At 47.1% G+C, this 20,327-nt stretch carries 2 protein-coding genes (1 of these 2 only partly in view); both read left to right on the top strand.

Annotation, left to right across the window (positions count from 1 at the left end; translation table 11 throughout):
• Positions 1-6,721, top strand: the end of a protein-coding gene (locus tag NZD81_RS06455; protein WP_289859763.1) for a non-ribosomal peptide synthetase. 8,399 nt of this gene lie to the left of the window's left edge; only the last 6,721 of its 15,120 coding nucleotides appear in the window; its start codon lies off the left edge, out of view; it ends in the stop codon at positions 6,719-6,721.
• Positions 6,705-20,327 carry a type I polyketide synthase gene (locus NZD81_RS06450; protein ID WP_289859762.1) on the top strand — a complete coding sequence of 4,541 codons (13,623 nt, stop codon included), beginning with the start codon at positions 6,705-6,707 and terminating at the stop codon, positions 20,325-20,327. Before NZD81_RS06455 ends, NZD81_RS06450 begins: the two co-directional genes overlap by 17 nt.

The following is a 20,327-nucleotide window of genomic DNA, read 5'->3' as shown; positions in this document are numbered from 1 at the left end:
AGACCTTCATCTCATGCTGAAAGACGATAGCCGGAGGCCATTTGACAAACAGATTCGATATGAAGCTGGAAACCGTTTTGTGAAAGGCTGGCGGGAAATGGCGATTCCTTCAGCTGATACGCCCCATATGCCGTGGAGAGACGAAGGCGTTTATCTTATCACTGGCGGAGCAGGCAGCTTAGGTCTTCTGTTTGCAAAGGAAATTGCCAATCGAACTGGCCGATCGACGATTGTGCTGACGGGGCGGTCTGTTTTAAGTGAAGATAAGGAAAACGAGCTGGAGGCTCTTCGAAGCATCGGAGCGGAGGTTGTCTATCGAGAGGCTGATATAAGTGATCGGCAGGCTGTTCATCATCTTTTTGAGGAAATCAAAGAAAGGTATGGCACTCTCAATGGAATCATTCACGGTGCAGGCAGCATTAAAGATCAGTTCATCATTCATAAAACGAATGAAGAGCTTCAAGAAGTGCTGCAGCCGAAAGTAAACGGGTTGTTACATGTAGACGAATGCAGCAAGGATTTCCCATTGGATTTTTTCGTTTTATTCTCATCCGTTTCGGGATGTTTAGGGAACGCTGGACAAGCCGATTATGCAGCAGCCAATACGTTTATGGATGCCTTTGCCGCGTACCGCCGTTCTCTTGCGGCATCTAAAAAGCGATCCGGCTCCACCATTTCCTTCAACTGGCCGTTGTGGGAAGAAGGCGGTATGCAAGTCGGCGCTGAAGATGAAAAGAGAATGCTGAAAACGACGGGAATGGTCCCGATGCCGACAGATAGTGGCTTGAAAGCATTTTATCAAGGGATGGCATCTGATAAGCCGCAAGTTTTTGTGATGGAAGGACAGCTTCAGAAAATGAAACGAAAACTGCTTTCTGCAGGAACGAAAGCCAAGCGGAACGATCAGAAAAAGGCGGATCAGGATCACGGACAAGCTCGACAATTGGAAGCAGCCTTAATCCAAATGGTTGGCGCGATTTTGAAAGTGAACACTGACGATATCGATGTCCACACAGAGCTAAGTGAGTACGGGTTTGATTCGGTTACATTCACTGTCTTTACAAACAAGATCAACGAAGAATTTCAGTTAGAGCTAACGCCGACCATTTTCTTTGAATATGGTAGTGTCCAAAGCCTGGCTGAATATGTAGTTGCTGCGTATCAGGGCGAATGGGATCAAGATGCTACTTTTAAAGGCGTAGAGGAAAGAACAAACTCATTGCACAGTTTAAACAGCCTGGAGGCATCATTAAGCAGCATGGTCAGTGCGATTTTAAAAGTAAATAGCGAAGATATTGATGTCAATACAGAGCTGAGTGAATACGGGTTTGATTCGGTTACATTCACTGTCTTTACAAACAAGATCAACGAAGAATTTCAGTTGGAGCTAACGCCGACCATTTTCTTTGAATACGGTAGCATCCAAAGCCTAGCTGAGTATTTGACCGCTGAACATGGGGACACCCTAGTTCAGGAGCGAGAAAAACCAGAGGGGCAGGAAGAGTTAAACACAATATCCTCTGAAGCGCCGAAAATCAAATCGCGTAGAAAGCGCCGCTTTACACAGCCAGATATTGCAAAAGCAGAAAGAAACAAAAAGCAGGCTGCCGATTTTGAGCCGGTTGCAATTGTCGGCATCAGCGGCCGATTCCCTGGCGCTATGGATATAGATGAATTTTGGAGAAATCTTGAGGAAGGCAAAGACAGCATTACAGAAGTCCCGAAAGAACGCTGGGATTGGCGGGAGCATTATGGAAACCCAGACACTGACGTCAATAAAACCGACATCAAATGGGGCGGATTTATTGACGGTATCGCAGAGTTTGATCCATTGTTTTTTGGTATTTCGCCGCGAGAAGCTGATTATGTAGACCCTCAGCAGCGCTTGTTAATGACATACGTATGGAAGGCACTGGAAGATGCGGGTTGCTCGCCGCAAAACCTTTCGGGTACAGGGACCGGTATCTTTATCGGTACGGGAAACACCGGTTATAAAGATCTATTTCATAGAGCGAATCTTCCAATTGAAGGCCATGCTGCTACAGGTCATATGATTCCTTCGGTTGGCCCGAATAGAATGAGTTATTTTTTGAATATCCACGGTCCGAGCGAACCAGTCGAGACGGCTTGTTCCAGCTCTCTTGTAGCCATTCACCGTGCTGTGACTGCGATGCAAAACGGTGATTGTGAGATGGCGATCGCTGGAGGCGTGAATACGATCTTAACAGAAGAGGCGCACATCAGCTACAGCAAGGCTGGCATGCTTAGCAAAGACGGCAGGTGTAAAACCTTTTCCGCCGATGCGAATGGTTATGTCAGAGGCGAAGGGGTCGGAATGGTCATGCTGAAAAAGCTGGCAGATGCTGAACGCGACGGAAATCACATTTACGGTGTTATACGGGGGACGGCGGAAAATCACGGCGGAAGAGCCAATACCCTGACATCGCCTAATCCGAAAGCACAAGCTGATCTGTTGGTGCGTGCATATCGACAAGCAGGCATAGACCCAAACACTGTCACATATATCGAAGCACATGGAACAGGGACTGAATTGGGCGATCCGATTGAAATAAACGGGCTGAAAGCCGCGTTTAAGGAACTAACCAACGAGAGACAGCTGGATGTTATTGATCACCGTTGCGGCATTGGCTCAGTTAAAAGCAATATCGGTCATTTAGAGCTAGCAGCAGGCATTTCCGGTTTGATCAAAGTGCTTCTTCAAATGAAGCATAAAACGTTAGTGAAAAGCCTGCATTGTGAGACGCTTAATCCTTATCTTCAGCTGACTGACAGCCCGTTTTACATCGTTCAGGAAAAACAGGAATGGAAGGCTGTCACAGATCGTGACGGAAACGAGCTTCCGCGCCGTGCGGGAATCAGTTCATTTGGGATTGGCGGAGTAAACGCTCATATTGTGATTGAAGAATATATGCCAAAAGCCAATTCAGAACACACGGCTACAGAACAGCCAAACGTGATTGTGCTGTCGGCTAAAAATAAAAACAGGCTGATAGATCGTGCTTCGCAATTGCTTGAAGCGATCCGCGATAAAAAATATACAGAGCAGGATTTACACCGCATCGCTTACACCCTGCAAGTCGGACGCGAAGAAATGGATGAGCGTCTTGCGTGTGTTGCGGGGACGATGCAGGAACTTGAAGAGAAACTGCAGGCGTTTGTTGACGGTAAGGAAGAAACAGAAGGGTTCTTGCGGGGACAGTCTCATCGAAATAAAGAGACCCAGGCTATTTTTACAGCGGATGAGGATATGGCGTTGGCAATTGAAGCTTGGATCAGAAAAAGAAAATACGCCAAACTTGCTGATTTATGGGTCAAAGGCGTCACCATTGAGTGGAACACATTATACGGAGAGACCAAACCGCGCCTGATCAGCCTCCCTTCATATCCGTTTGCGAAGGATTACTATTGGGTGCCGGCAAAGGAACATTCAGAAAGGGACAAGAAAGAACTGGTGAATGCAATTGAAGACCGCGTCCCATGCTTTTTGACAAAACAATGGAGATTGAGTCCAATTGGCTCAACAGTGCCGGGAACAAGAATGGTTGCTATCCTGAGCAATCGAGAGACAGCAAATTTAGCAGCAGAAGTGTCTTCGTATTTTCCAAATCATCTCTTATTAGATGTGAGCCGGATAGACAATAATCAGTCAGACATCGATTGGAAAGAGTTTGACGGCATAGTGGATGTCATCGGCTGCGGCGAGCATGATGAAGACCGGCTGGATTGGATTGAATGGGTGCAAAAAATGGTTGAATTCGGGCATAAAGAAGGACTCAGGCTGCTTTGTGTGACAAAGGGGCTCGAATCGTTTCAAAATGCATCCGTCCGGATGGCTGGCGCCTCACGAGCTGGGTTATATCGGATGCTTCAAAGCGAATACAGCCACCTTACTTCAAGGCATATGGATGCAGAGGGAATTATTGATCATCACCGTCTCGCGAAGCAGATCGCTGATGAGTTTTATTCAGATTCTCATGATACGGAGGTTTGCTACAGGGATGGTTTACGGTATCAAGCTTTTCTAAAAGCTCATCCAGAAACAGGTAAGGAAGCGGAACAGAACGCGGCCTTCCCAAAGGATCATGTGCTTCTCATTACAGGTGGCACACGAGGCATTGGGCTATTATGCGCCCGACATTTTGCGGAGCACTATGGAGTGAAAAAGCTGGTGCTGACCGGACGAGAGGAGCTTCCTCCGCGAGAGGAATGGGCTCGTTTTGACACCTCGAACACATCAGTGGCCCAGAAAATCCAGGCAGTGAGGGAACTGGAAGCACAAGGTGTGCAGGTGCAAATGCTGTCCCTTGCTTTATCTGATGATGCTCAGGTCGGGCAAACGCTGCAACATATCAGGCAAACCTTAGGGACGATCGGCGGTGTCATTCATTGTGCAGGTCTGACGGATATGGATACGCTGGCGTTTATCAGAAAAACTGCCGATGATATTCAGCGGGTGCTAGAACCTAAAGTGTCAGGTCTTACAACGTTATATCGCCATGTGTGTGACGAGCCATTACAGTTTTTTGTCTTATTTTCTTCTGTTTCAGCTATTATTCCGGAGCTTTCGGCGGGACAAGCTGACTATGCGATGGCCAATAGCTATATGGATTATTTTGCAGAAGCACATCAGACACATGTGCCGATCATCAGTGTTCAATGGCCGAACTGGAAAGAAACCGGTATGGGTGAAGTGACAAATCAAGCGTATCGGGCAAGCGGCTTATTGAGCATTACGAATTCAGAAGGATTACGTTTTCTCGATCAAATCTTAGCGAGAATGTACGGGCCGGTTGTTCTCCCTGCGATGGCGAATCAAACAAACTGGGAGCCGGAACTGCTGATGATGAGGAGAAAACGGCATGAGGGCGGTTTGCAGGAAGCTGCTTTACAGAGCACGTCAGCAAGAGACATTGAAGATGTCGATGCAGTTTCCAAAAATGATGGATTATTATCTGAAACACAGTCCTGGCTTGTTGACTTGTTTGCCGAAGAGCTGAGAATAGATCGTGAAGACTTCGAGGTTGACGGGTTATTTCAGGATTATGGCGTGGATTCGATCATTTTGGCGCAGGTGCTCCAGCGTATAAACCGCACATTAGAAGCAGCGCTCGATCCGTCAATTCTATATGAATACCCGACAGTTCAAAGGTTCGCAGATTGGCTGATTGGTTCTTATTCCGAAATGCTGTCCGCTCTATTTGGAGGCAGGGTATCGGATGCATCAGCCCCTTTGGAGAACAAAATAGAGGCGGAGGTACCTGTTCCTGTGGAGGATCGAGCTCCTGCCACTCAGATTCAGGCGCCAGCGATTTTGTCACCGGGCTCTCATGCAGAAGATATTGCTGTTGTCGGACTCTCCTGCCGTTTCCCTGGAGCAGATACACTGGAAACCTATTGGTCGTTACTATCTGAGGGGCGTTCGTCAATCGGCCCGGTTCCGGAAGAGCGCTGGGGCCGCAAGACGCCATATTATGCCGGCATGATTGATGACGTCAGGTATTTTGATCCGGATTTCTTTTTGCTTCATGAAGAAGACGTAAGGGCGATGGACCCGCAAGCACTGCTTGTATTGGAAGAATGTCTGAAACTCTTGTATCACGCCGGTTATACACCTGAGGAAATAAAGGGCAAGCCTGTAGGCGTTTATATTGGAGGCAGAAGCCAGCACAAACCTGATGAAGAGAGCCTTGATCATGCTAAGAATCCGATCGTGACAGTCGGCCAAAATTATTTAGCGGCAAATATTTCACAATTTTTTGATGTCCGCGGCCCGAGTGTTGTAGTTGATACTGCATGCTCATCAGCTTTGGTCGGCATGAATATGGCCATTCAGGCGCTGCGTGGCGGAGAAATTCAATCCGCCATAGTCGGCGGTGTCAGCTTGCTGAACTCTGATGCCTCTCACAGTCTGTTTGATCGGCGCGGCATTTTAAGCAAGCATTCATCCTTCCATGTGTTTGATGAGCGTGCTGATGGAGTTGTGTTAGGTGAAGGCGTCGGAATGGTCATGCTAAAAACCGTAAAACAGGCGCTGGAAGACGGAGATACCATATATGCTGTTGTGAAAGCGGCCTCGGTCAATAATGACGGAAGAACGGCGGGGCCTGCAACACCTAATCTGGAGGCGCAAAAGGAAGTCATGAAAGATGCGCTTTCCAAAAGCGGAAAAAAACCAGAGGACATCAGCTATCTCGAGGCAAACGGGTCAGGTTCAATCGTCACCGATCTCCTTGAGCTAAAAGCGATCCAATCCGTGTACCGTTCCAGTCACTCATCGCCTCTTTCTCTCGGTTCAATCAAGCCGAACATCGGGCATCCGCTATGTGCTGAAGGGATTGCCAGCTTTATTAAGGTTGTGCTGATGCTGAAAGAGCGCCGCTTTGTCCCATTTTTATCAGGTGAAAAAGAGATGGCGCATTTCGATCAACAGAAAGCGAACATCACGTTCAGCCGAGCCCAGGAAAAATGGACAGATTCACGGCCTGCGGCGGCCATTAACTGCTTTGCCGATGGGGGGACGAATGCCCATGTCATCGTAGAGGCGTGGGAAAAAGATGAAAAACACGCCATCAAGCGGAGTCCAATATCGCCTCCTCAATTAAAGAAACGAATGCTTTCGCCAGGCGAGCCAAAGCTGGAGGCGGAGACTTCGAAAATGACTGCGGCAAACATATGGGATACTTATGAGGTGGAGGTCTAACGTGAAAAAGATAACGAAACAACTCACATTATCGTTAAAAAATCCGTTTATTTATCACCATGTGGTTTACGGACAAAATGTCCTGCCGGGATTGGCTTATATCGATATAATCTACCAGATATTCAGAGAATACGGCTTCTCCTGCTCAGAGCTTCAGCTGCGCAATTTATCCATCTATCAGCCATTAACGGCTGAACAGGATGCAGTAATTGTTCTTACTATCCAATGCGCGGAGAAAAAAGAAGGACAGTGGCAAATCACAGCCAAGGGAATTGAAAAACGTGATGGGAAAGAAGCTTCAGAAGAAAAGCTCTATATGAAGGCTGACATGTACGCAGACTCCCCAGCCATATTTGAAGAAACACTGGATCTCAGTCAAATCAAAGCATCTGTACAGAACGTTGTTCAGCTTGATGATGTATATGAACAATGCAGACGTCAGGAATTAGTGCACAGCGAATATATGAAAGCAAGTGGCTGCATCTATGAAGAGGAAGACGGCGTCCTTCTTGAGCTTTCTCTCGGTTCGGAAGCCATGCTTCACGCAGAAGGCTTTATGTTTCACCCGACTCTCATAGACGGGAGCGGGGTGGGTGCCAATCATTTGCTCACATCTTTGCTTAAAGGAGAACAGAGGCTGTATTTGCCTCTGTTCTATGAATCCTTTTCCGCTTCTGCACTTTTGCAGTCGGATTGCATGACGAGAATTAAGCGCTCCTCCGTCCGGCGGGAAAAAGAGCTGATTTATGTAACACTTGAATTTTTTAATGCATCGGGAGAAAAAGTGGCTGAGTTGAAAAACTTTACAAGCAAATTGGTGCGAGAAGCGGAGCTGATTAGCGGAAAACATCAAGATGCACAGGAGACCCAGATGACAAGAGCGGACACTGCTGAGCGTGATAAACCTGCTGACGCGGTATCTTCTCCCATAGATTCCTATAGCGGGGCTGAACAGTTCGTAAGTCAATTAATCGCAGAGAAAATCAATAAGCCGATAGAACAAGTTGAAAAACAGGTCGGTTATTACCAAATGGGACTGAATTCATCGGGCTTGCTTGAGGTGGTAGAAACGATCAGTGATAAGATCGGTGAAAGCCTTTCGCCGACTCTTCTGTTTGAGCATACCACCATAGCTGAGCTGTCAGCGTTTCTTGCCGAGGAGTATGCTGAGCATTTTAGTGCCGCTGGTTCCCTTGGCCAGAATGAAAGAGCACGCGTTTCCGACACAATAAACGATCGTAAGACTGTTGAAGAATCTCGTGCTGTACCTATCGAGGCAGCAGGCGACATTGCGATAATCGGCTTGGCGGGCAGGTATCCGAAGGCAGCCAATATTCATGAATTTTGGAACAATCTGAAAGAGGGGAAGGACTGCATTAGTGAGATCCCTGAATCGCGCTGGGATTGGCGGCGCTTTGAAGGAATCACATCTCCTTCGGGTAAGGACATTTCCAAATGGGGCGGATTTATTGATGATCCCGAATGCTTCGATCCCCAATTTTTCAGAATCACGCCGAGAGAAGCAGAGACAATGGACCCTCAGGAGCGGCTGTTTTTAGAGACATGCTGGGAAACGATTGAGGATGCGGGCTATACGCCAAAGACGTTAGCCAAGCCTAAAGGACGAAACAAAAGGCAGCATGTAGGCGTTTTTGCCGGCGTCATGCACAAGGATTATACATTAGTAGGAGCTGAAGAAACATCAGCAGAAAATGTGTTTCCTCTCTCGCTCAACTATGCGCAAATCGCCAACCGTGTTTCTTACTTTTGCAATTTTCACGGTCCGAGTATGGCGGTCGATACGGTATGTTCATCCTCTCTGACCGCAGTGCACTTGGCGTTGGAAAGCATACGCCACGGTGAGTGCGATGTCGCGTTAGCAGGTGGAGTGAACCTGTCTTTGCACCCGAATAAATATATGACATACGGGGTCTGGGATATGTTTTCCACTGACGGACACTGCCGTACGTTTGGAAAGGGTGGGGACGGTTATGTGCCGGCCGAAGGTATAGGCGCGGTTTTATTGAAGCCTTTGCAACAAGCGGAGGAAGACGGAGATCGCATTTATGCAGTTATTAAAGGAAGTGCTGTGAATCATGTGGGCACTGTCAGCGGCATTTCAGTGCCGAGCCCTGTTTCTCAAGCTGATCTGATTGAGACATGCTTGGAGAAAACGGGAATTGACCCGCGGACGATCAGTTATGTGGAAGCTCATGGAACGGGCACGTCCTTAGGAGATCCAATCGAAATACAGGGGTTAGTGAAGGCGTTCCGCCAATATACGCAGGATCGGCAGTTTTGTTCAATCGGTTCTGTAAAGTCAAACATCGGGCACGCCGAATCCGCTGCGGGGATCAGCGGTTTAAGCAAGGTTGCCCTTCAGCTTCATCATCAAAAACTTGTGCCTTCTTTGCATTCCGAAGAACTGAATCCGTACGTTGATTTTGAAAAGTCTCCATTTTATGTACAGCATGAAACAGAAACGTGGAAGCAGCCTGTTATCAAGGAGAATGGGGAAGACGTCCCTTATCCGCGGCGGGCGGGGATCAGTTCTTTTGGCGCAACAGGTTCAAACGCACATATTATTCTTGAGGAATATATTCCTCAAACAGCGGAGCAGGAAGTTTCTTTGTCCTCAGATTCTGACATGTCCGCAGTAATTCCGCTTTCTGCGCGTAATCAAGAACGTCTTCGTGTATATGCAAAACGTCTCTTGGATTTTCTTCATGATGGGATCTTGATTAGAGATTTGGCGTATACATTGCAGGTAGGCCGTGAACCGATGGAAGAACGAGTTTCTTTCTTAGCATCCGGAATTCAAGAATTGAGCGACCAATTGAAGGCTTTTATAGAAGGACGAGAAACCATTCAGCATTCCTGGAAAGGCCGCGTGTCACGAGGAAGCGAATCATCGCTTTCTGCCGAATCGGTACATAAATTGCTGGAGCAAAGAAAGCTCGATCAGATTGCAGAGCAGTGGGCGAAAGGATCTGGTGTTGACTGGAAGCTGCTTTACGACGGAAACAAACCAAAGCGGATCAGCCTACCGACTTACCCATTTGAGAGGGTGAGTTATTGGGTGCCGAAAGCGGAGAAAAAGACTGATCGTTTAAAGGAGAAACGACACATCCTGCATCCTCTCCTGCATCAAAATGTGTCCGACATATCGGGTGTCCGCTTTCGTTCAACGTTTACAGGACGTGAATTTTTCTTGAAGGATCATGTCATAAAGGGCGAACGCGTTTTACCTGGCGCGGCATTATTGGAGATGGTTCGGGCAGCTGTGGAAAGGGCAGCTGCGGATCAGTTCCCGTCAGGGTTCCAGCTCCGGAACATCGTCTGGGTTCGGCCGTTTGCCTTCACGGAACAGCAAAAAGATATAGATGTATGTCTATATCCTGAGGACAATGGGGAGATTGCATTTGAAATCTGCCGGGCCCCTGAAAGCGCAGAGAGCTCTCCGATTATATACGGGCAAGGAAGTGCAGTGCTTGGTGAGACGGGGGAAAATCCGGTCATCAACATTGAAGAACTGAAGGCAGGCTATCATGAGCGGACTCTGTCACCTTTTGATTGCTACGAGGCTTATAGAGAAATGGGGATTCACTATGGTGACAGCCACAGAGCGATCGACAGCCTATATGCCGGTAAAAACGGAGTTCTAGTGAAATTGACAATGCCTCCTGTAGTTTCTGATACAAAAGACCATTATATTCTGCATCCGAGCATGATAGATTCGGCATTTCAAGCATCTATCGGTTTGAGGCTGGGAGAAGATATAAGTTTAGGAGACAGAAAGGCAATGCTGCCTTTTGCAATACAGGATGTCCAAATCTTCAAAAGCTGCGAGGCATCTATGTGGGCGCGGATCACATATAGCGAGGGCAGTACAGCTGGGGATCGTATGCAGAAGCTTGATATCGATTTATGCAATGAAGAGGGGCAGGTTTGCGTGCGATTGAGAGGCTATTCTGCAAGAGTGTTAGAAACAGATGAAGAAGATCCTTCTGAAGCGACTGACACGCTATTGTTCGAACACATTTGGGAAGAATGTGCTGCAGAGAAGCAAGAGTTCATAGAGTACGACACGCATAAAGTCGTTGTCTGTGATATTGGAGAACAAATGGAAAGCATCCGAAATCATCTTGACTGTACAGTTCTGCAGCATGATGCCGAGGCAATTGATGAACGGTTTGAAGGTTATGCCATACAGTTATTTGAAGAAATCAAACAGCTGATGCACTCAAATACAGGGGGACATACATTCATTCAAGTGGCGGTGCCTGCGTTGGAAGAGCCTCAGCTATTAAGCGGCTTAACGGGACTGCTCAAAACGGCTGAACTGGAAAATCCAAAACTGACAGGGCAGTTGATTGAAATAGAAACCGGGATGCCAGCTGGTGACCTATTCAAAATATTGGAGGAAAACAGACGCTGTCCGCGTGACACGCATATCCGCCACTGGCAAGGAAAGCGATTTGTCAGCAGGTGGAAAGAAGCGTCTGGTGTGCACCTAAGTACTGACATGCCATGGAAGGATAATGGCGTGTATCTGATCACAGGCGGTGCAGGGGGTCTTGGATTTATCTTTGCAACTGAAATCGCAAACCAAACGACTGGCGCGGTTGTGATCCTGACAGGGCGCTCTCCGCTTGATGAAAGAAAACAGAAGAAGCTTCAAGCCTTACAGAAACTTGGCATCCAAGCGGTTTACAGACAAGCGGATCTGACCGAGAAACAAGCGGTTGATACTTTATTAAAAGAGATCCAAAACGTTTATGGCGACTTAGACGGCGTCATTCATAGCGCCGGTTTAATAAAAGATAATTTCATTATGAAGAAAAAGAAAGAAGAGGTTCAAACCGTTCTAGCTCCAAAGGTAGCCGGACTGATTCACCTTGACGAAGCAACGAAAAATATTCCGCTCGATTTCTTTATCCTTTTTTCCTCGGGTGCCGGGGCGGTAGGAAGCGCGGGACAGGCTGATTATGCAATGGCCAATGCATTTATGAATGCATTCAGCGAATATCGAAATGGCCAAGCGGAACTTCACAAACGTTACGGAAAGACTCTTTCAGTGTGCTGGCCGCTGTGGAAAGACGGGGGCATGCAAATTGATGCGGACACTGCAAGAATGCTGAAAAGCGAAACAGGCATGGTGGCCATGGAAACAGATCGTGGGATTCAGGCGCTATATCATTGCTGGTCGTCTGGAAAGCCGCAAGTGTTAGTTGCTTCCGGTGTTACTGATCGGATTTGTGCATTTTTACATGAAACGGGACATGGCAAGGGCCAATCTCACAATATCAAAAAAGCCAGTCTCAATCAGGAGGCAGAAAAAGCAGGCATGATCGGGGAAGCCGATGAAGAGATACTGAGAGAAAAAGCCGAGAACTATTTTAAACAGGTGCTTTCTTCGGTGATCAAGCTGCCAGCCGGCCAGATTGATGCTAAAGCTCCTCTTGAAGATTACGGGATCGATTCTATCATGATCATGCATGTAACGGGTCAATTAGAAAAAGGGTTCGGTTCTTTGTCCAAGACGTTGTTCTTTGAATATCAGGATATTCGGTCATTAACACGGTATTTTATTGATTCCCACAGAGAAAAATTGCTGGACATCTTGGGAATTGAAACAAGAAAAGCTTCTGTTGAAAGACAACCAGAACCTGAAAAACAAGAAATTCCAGTTACTCCAAGAAAGTCTGGATTTCTTCCTTTGCAAGGCAAAGAGCAGAAGAAGTTAAGAGAAAAGGAAACGGAAGAAATCGCGATCATCGGTATCTCTGGCCGCTATCCACAGGCAGACAATATTGATGAATTGTGGGAAAACCTGAGAAACGGTCGAGACTGTATTACTGAAATTCCGGAAGATCGCTGGGATCACAGTCTTTATTATGATGAAGATAAAGACAAGCCTGGAAAAACCTACAGCAAGTGGGGAGGCTTCCTAAAGGATGTAGACAAGTTTGATCCGCAGTTCTTCCATATATCGCCGCGTGAGGCCAAATTAATGGACCCGCAAGAGCGTTTATTTTTGCAGTGCGTGTATGAAACGATGGAAGACGCAGGCTATACAAGAGAACACCTCGGCCGTAAGCGTGATGCTGAGCTTGGCGGAAGCGTCGGTGTTTACGTCGGTGTCATGTACGAAGAATATCAGCTGTACGGGGCACAAGAGCAGGTGCGGGGACGGTCTTTGGCTTTAACAGGAAATCCATCATCCATCGCGAATCGGGTATCTTATTATTTTGATTTTCACGGGCCGAGTATTGCTTTAGACACCATGTGTTCTTCTTCTTTAACGGCTATCCACTTGGCATGCCAAAGCTTACAGCGCAGAGAGTGTGAGGCGGCATTCGCGGGCGGCGTGAATGTGTCAATTCACCCAAATAAATATTTGATGCTTGGGCAGAACAAATTTATGTCCAGCAAAGGCCGGTGTGAAAGCTTCGGGCAGGGCGGAGACGGCTATGTGCCGGGAGAAGGCGTTGGAGCAGTGCTTTTGAAGCCATTGTCTAAAGCCATTGAAGATGGTGATCACATTTATGGAATCATTAAGGGGACGGCCATCAACCACGGCGGAAAAACAAACGGGTACTCAGTTCCCAACCCGAATGCCCAAGCAGATGTCATCAAAAAGGCGTTTGTGGAAGCGGAGATTGACCCGCGGGCAGTCAGTTACATCGAAGCCCACGGCACCGGAACCTCTCTCGGTGATCCTATTGAAATCACAGGGCTGTCCAAAGTGTTTACGCAAGAAACCGATGATAAACAATTTTGTGCAATAGGGTCAGCCAAATCAAATATCGGGCACTGTGAGAGTGCGGCAGGTATTGCAGGAGTAACGAAGGTATTGCTCCAAATGAAATACAGGCAGCTTGCGCCATCCCTGCATTCAAACGTGCTGAATCCGAATATTGACTTCCTTAACTCACCGTTTCAAGTACAGCAAGAGCTAGAAGAGTGGAAGAGGCCGATCATCAGTGTCAATGGCAAAGACATCGAATTACCGAGAATCGCAGGAATCTCTTCATTTGGTGCCGGGGGTGTGAACGCCCATATTTTAATAGAAGAGTATGCTCCGGAACCTGTGGAGGAACCCCAAGCGAGGAAGCAGCCAGCTGTTATTGTGCTCTCAGCAAAAAATGAGGAAAGACTTCAAAAACGCGCGGAAGATTTGCTGGATGCCATTCGGAAACAAAAATATGTTGAAGCAGATTTGCACCGAATTGCCTATACGCTGCAAGTCGGACGGGAAGCGATGAACGAACGGCTGGCGTTCGTTGTGGAAACGATGCAGGAGCTTGAAGAAAAACTGAATGAATGTATCTCGGGAACAGAAAATCGTGAATATGTCTATCGCGGACAAGTAAAGCGCAACAAAGAAGCCATTGCTGCTTTTGCTGCTGATGAAGATATGTCAAAAACAATTGAGGCATGGCTGCAGAAAGGAAAATACGCGAAGGTTTTAGACCTGTGGGTAAGAGGTTTGCGAATCGACTGGAGCACGCTTTATCAGGATCAAAAACCGCGGCGAATCAGTTTACCCGTCTATCCTTTCGCAAGAGATCGCTATTGGATAGACGTAAATGCAAAGGCTGAGAAAAAAAGAACGGTAGAGACATTCGCTCCGGTACAGCCCGTTATTTCAAAGCCGTCTGTAGCCAGAGAAGCCAGCGGCAAGCCTGCCAATATAACGCTACAGCCTTTAACAGCAGACCAGGGAAAACCGCAGCTTTCAGCAGTCCAGCTTCCTCCAGATACAGAAATAGAGACCATTACAGCGGAGTCCTTGTGCGATGAACTGACAGCGAGCTTAGCGGAAGTGCTGTACATGGACCAAAACGAGATTGATTCAGATGAAGCATTCATAGATATCGGAATGGACTCGATTACCGGGCTCGAATGGATAAAAGCAATAAATAAACAGTATGGCACATCGTTAAATGTCACAAAGGTATATGATTATCCGACAACACGAGAATTCGCTGTTTACTTAGCACGTGAGTTAAGCCCACACGCTAGGGAGAAAAAACAAACGGAGACGTACCCGCCAATCAGACAAAAAACAGCTGTGCCTGCTGCTAAACCGGCTAATATATCATTGCAGCCGTTAGAACATCAGCCAGTGCAAGAAGAACCTGAAGAAACGATTCAATATGCCGCGGCAGAAATATCTGTATCAAGACAATATACGGAAGCAATTGAAACGCTGCATGAAAAATTGAAGGAAAGCATAGCGGACGTGTTATACATGGAGCCATACGAGGTGGATATTGACGAAGCGTTCATAGATATCGGAATGGACTCGATTACCGGACTCGAATGGATAAAAGCGGTGAACAAGCAGTACGGAACGTCTTTCACAGTGACCACTGTATATGATTATCCAACGATACGTGATTTTGCCGAAATGCTAAAGTCTGAGCTTGGAACTCATCATGATAGAAAGATAGAGCATACTGTCCCGACCGAAGCAACGCAGCAAAAACCAGCAGCACCATCTATTCCAAATCCGGCAGAGCGACCGCTACAGTCAGTTCAACATCCTATAAAGAAAGAACATGAGAAGGAACAAGTTCCTGTTCGTCAAGACCGCCCCGAGGATGCGATCGCGATTGTCGGGATGTCGGGAAGATACCCGGGCGCTCGTAATGTAAGAGAGTATTGGGATAACCTGGTTCATGCAAGGAATGCCATTCGGGACATTCCAACATCACGGTGGGATGTTGACAAATACTATGATCCTGCCCTCAACAAGAAAGGGAAAGTCTACTGCAAATCAATGGGGATGCTTGATGATATTGAACATTTTGATCCGTTGTTTTTTAATATTCCGCCGTCAGAAGCTGAACTGATGGACCCGCAGCATCGAATCTTTTTGCAGGAAGGCTATAAAGCCTTTGAGGACGCTGGGTATAACGCCAGAACTTTAAATGAGAAAAAATGCGGCGTATATCTCGGCATTATGAGCAATGAATACGGGGTCATGCTGAATCGGCAGTCAAGAACAAATGCCACCGGAAACAGTTTTGCGATCGCAGCGGCGCGTATTCCGTATTTTCTAAATTTAAAAGGGCCTGCGATTCCGATTGATACCGCATGTTCATCTTCATTGGTCGGCACTCATTTAGCGCGCCAGGCACTTATAAACAAAGAAATTGATATGGCGCTGGTCGGTGGTGTCAGCTTATATCTAACGCCGGAATCTTACATCAGTATGTGTGAGGCCGGCATGCTTTCACCTGATGGACAATGTAAAGCTTTTGACAATGGCGCGAATGGTTTTGTGCCCGGCGAGGGTGCGGGTGCGCTTGTTCTGAAAAGGCTGAAAGATGCAGAAGCGGACCGTGACCATATTTATGGCATCATCATTGGCTCGGGTATTAATCAGGACGGGAAAACAAACGGAATCACAGCACCGAGTGCGAAAAGCCAAATGGACCTGGAAAGAGGCATATATGAAACATACGGCATACATCCTGAGAGTATCAGTTATGTCGAGATGCACGGAACAGGAACAAAACAAGGCGATCCAATTGAATTAGAAGCCCTGTCTGCCGTATTTCAAGAAAAAACAGACAAAAAGCAGTTTTGCGCAATCGGTTCCGTCAAAAGCAATATTGGCCATACATCGGCGGCGGCAGGAGTAGCCGGGGTTCAAAAAGTGTTATTGTGCATGAATCATAAAACACTTGTGCCGACATTGAACTTCACGACGCCGAATGAGCATTTTCAATTTGAGCATTCTCCTTTATACGTAAATACGGAGCTCAAGCCTTGGGAAACGGCTGATGGAAAACCGCGGAGAGCATGTGTGAGCTCTTTCGGATATAGCGGAACGAATGCCCATATCGTCATAGAGGAATACCAGCCTGAAAAGAGGAACGATCGATTAACAAAGCAGCACCGCTCAGAATTATTTGTACTCTCAGCGAAAAAAGAGAAGCAATTGAAGGCCTATGCGGAAGCAATGAAAGATTTCGTAACCGCCAATGAAGATATCAATTTGGAGGATATGGCATACACACTTCAGACGGGCCGGGAAGCAATGGATTATCGGCTGGCATTTTTGGCGGATTCGAGAGAAATGCTGATCAAAGCTTTAGATGATTATTTGGCTGAAATGCAGAACAACAGTATATTTGCTGCTCACGTGAAAACGAAAAAGAGCGAAATCAAGCTGTTTGAAACGGATCACGATGCCAAAGCGTTGCTGCAAACATGGATAGAGAAAAAAAGGCTGGAGAAAGTAGCGGAACTATGGGTGAAAGGGCTGCAGATAGATTGGAATGAGCTTTATGGAGAATACACGCCTCGGCGAATCAGCCTGCCTGCTTATCCGTTCGCGGAAGAGTATTACTGGCTGCCAACTCAAGAAGGTGAACTCGAAACCATTGCTACAGCACTCCCTCATTCCGAACTGATGCCAAAGCGCTGCTTTCTGCGTAAACAGTGGCAGCCTTGTCCGATTGAACCGGCAGAAATGACGAATCAAACCGTCGCCATTTTGGCAAATGAGGAGACAATGGCATTAGCGGAAGAGCTTTCGACGTATTTCTCGAAATACCGTATATTTGACAGTCAAGAGCTGGATCGGGTGTCTGCTGCGGACTATGAACACGTTGCTGGAGCAATCGATCTGATCGGATGCGGAACGAGCCACGAGCAGTCTTTGGGCTGGATAAACTGGCTCCAAAAGCTGATCGAGCAAGGACGTACAAGCAAGCATCATTTGACGATCTTAGGTGTAACAAAGGGGCTGGAGGCTTATGCAAATGACGCTGTTCATTTGTCTGGTGCTTCGCGGGCCGGGTTATACCGCATGCTTCAAAGCGAGTACAGCCACCTTACTTCAAGACATGCAGATATGGAGTGCGAAGCCTCTCTTGAGGAGCTGGCCAGACTGATTGCAGCAGAGTTTTATGCCAAAAGCACAGAAGCAGAAGTCTGTTATCGAAACGGACAGCGATATCGCGCATATTTGGCAGAGCAGCCAGGAGAAGCCGCTCATAGTCATAAGCAAGTATCGTTTTCAACAGACAAAGTTCTGCTCATTACAGGCGGGACAAGAGGCCTAGGCTTGCTGTGTGCGCGGCATTTTGTAAAAACATACGGCGTTAAGCGGCTGGTGCTTATCGGCCGTGAAGAGCTTCCGCCGCGAGACCAGTGGAATTCGGTGAACATTGTCTCGCTTGCCGAGAAAATAAAAGCCGTTCAAGAGCTAGAAGACATGGGTGCGCAAGTTCAGGTGCTTTCTCTGGATCTGGGAGACAGGGTTACTGTCGAACAGAGCCTGAAGACAATACACGAAACAATGGGGGCGATTGGCGGAGTCATCCATTGTGCCGGGATGGTGAACAAACAAAACCCGGCTTTTATCAGAAAATCACTAAAAGAGATCGAACAGGTGCTTGAACCGAAAGTCGAAGGTCTGCAAACGTTGTTTGACCTGCTTTATGATGAACCATTGGCGTTTTTTGCTTTGTTTTCCTCAGTTTCAGCGGCGATTCCTGCCCTAGCAGCAGGACAAGCTGATTACGCGATGGCAAATGCTTTTATGGATTATTTTGCAGAGGCTCATCGAGATAAATGTCCCATTGTAAGCATTCAGTGGCCTAACTGGAAGGAGACCGGTTTAGGTGAGGTCCGAAGCAAAGCTTTAGAACAAACTGGATTGATCAGTTTAACAAACGATGAGGGATTACAGCTGCTTGACCAAATTCTATCTGACAGACAGTATGCTGTCGTGCTGCCGGCGGTTCCAGATAAAAATGTTTGGAAGCCGGACAAGCTGATGCAGCCGTCACTGCCTGCCGAAGCTCTTTCGCATCCTGAGATGAAAGAGCAGGCCGGCACTCGAACCGTGTTTCTTGAAACAGTTGACTGGCTCGTAACGCTTTTTTCAGAAGAACTGAAGATAGCTGCAGAAGACTTTGAAACGGATGAGCCTTTCCAAGAATACGGAATTGATTCAATTATATTGGCCCAGCTGGTACAGCAGATGAACGAACAATTAAATGGAGATATTGATCCGTCAATTTTGTTTGAATATCCGACAATAGAATCCTTTGCACACTGGCTCATTTCGAAATATGACATAGCAGCTGTTTTACAACCATCTGTTCCTGAGAAACAGACACCTGTCAAGCCGCAATCAGCAATGAAGCAAAAGCCGGTGCCAGAACAGCGGCCGCAGCAGATAGGCCATGAGAAAACGGCACTTCTTGCTGAGGACATCGCCATCATCGGTCTTAGTTGCAGGTTCCCAGGAGCGGAAACTCTTGAAGAATACTGGGATTTAATACGTGAAGGACGGTCCGCGATTACACCTGTTCCGCCTGACCGATTCGGGAACTCCAGCTCCAATTACGCGGGCCTCATTGAGGAAATGAACCGATTTGATCATGATTTCTTCATGATGTCCGAAAACGATGTCAGAGCGATGGATCCCCAAGCTTTGGCTGTATTGGAGGAAAGCTTGAAACTGTGGTATCACGCCGGTTATACAGAGAAAGAAGTGAAAGGCATGAGGGCTGGTGTTTATATAGGAGGCCGCAGCCAGCACAAGCCTGATCCGGCCAGTCTTTCAAAAGCAAGAAACCCGATAGTCGCTGGCGGACAAAACTATTTAGCGGCTAACATCTCACAATTTTTTGACTTGAAGGGACCGAGTATTGTCTTGGATACCGCTTGTTCCTCTGCGCTTGTGGGGCTGAATATGGCCATTCAGGCTCTGCGAAGCGGAGATATTGAGGCAGCGGTTGTAGGCGGCGTCAGTTTGCTTGATGCTGATGCGCATCGAATGTTTCATGAACGTGGACTTTTATGTGACAAACCGTCATTCCATATTTTTGATAAGCGGGCAGACGGTGTCATTTTAGGAGAAGGCGTTGGCATGGTTCTCGTCAAAACCGTCAGCCAAGCGCTTGAAGACGGAGATTCCATATATGCAGTCATTAAAGCCGCTGCGATTAATAATGACGGAAGAACGGCAGGCCCATCATCTCCGAATCTAGAGGCGCAAAAGGATGTCATGCTGACAGCGCTTGAAAAAAGCGGCAAAAGGACAGAAGAGATCAGCTATCTTGAAGCGAACGGATCGGGGTCGGCAGTAACAGATTTACTTGAATTAAAGGCGATTCAATCCATTTACCGTTCTGAATCAAAGGCTCCGTTAGGGCTGGGATCGGTGAAACCTAACATCGGGCATCCATTATGTGCAGAGGGAATCGCAAGCCTGATTAAAGTAGCTTTAATGCTGAAACATAGACAATTGGTTCCATTCCTGTCAGGTAACGAACATATGCCGTACTTTGATATAGAAAAGACAGATTTGTATTTCTGCAGATCACAGGTCGAATGGAAGGAGACAACGCCTGCTGCGGCAATTAATTGTTTTGCCGATGGCGGAACGAATGCCCATCTCATTGTAGAAGGTTGGAAAGACTCTTCTGAGCGTCTAATTAGAAGAAAACCTCTGGCTTTGCCGGAATTAAATCGACAGCCGATTTTAACAGAATCAATGGCTCAAAACGTGCAGAAAAAAGTGCATTCAGACACGAAGGCTTCTAACGAAATGTTTTGGAAAACTTTCAAATAA

It is taken from the genome of Bacillus sp. B.PNR1 (genome assembly GCF_030386235.1).
Lineage (GTDB): Bacteria > Bacillota > Bacilli > Bacillales > Bacillaceae > Bacillus > Bacillus stercoris.
The sequence above is the reverse complement of the archived record's forward strand: the minus strand, read 5'-3'. Positions and strand labels throughout refer to the sequence as shown.

Bases quoted from the DNA above. Each gene is read 5' to 3' on its own strand.
- NZD81_RS06450 (WP_289859762.1), top strand. From the start codon at position 6,705: ATGAGGTGGAGGTCTAACGTGAAAAAGATAACGAAACAACTCACATTA.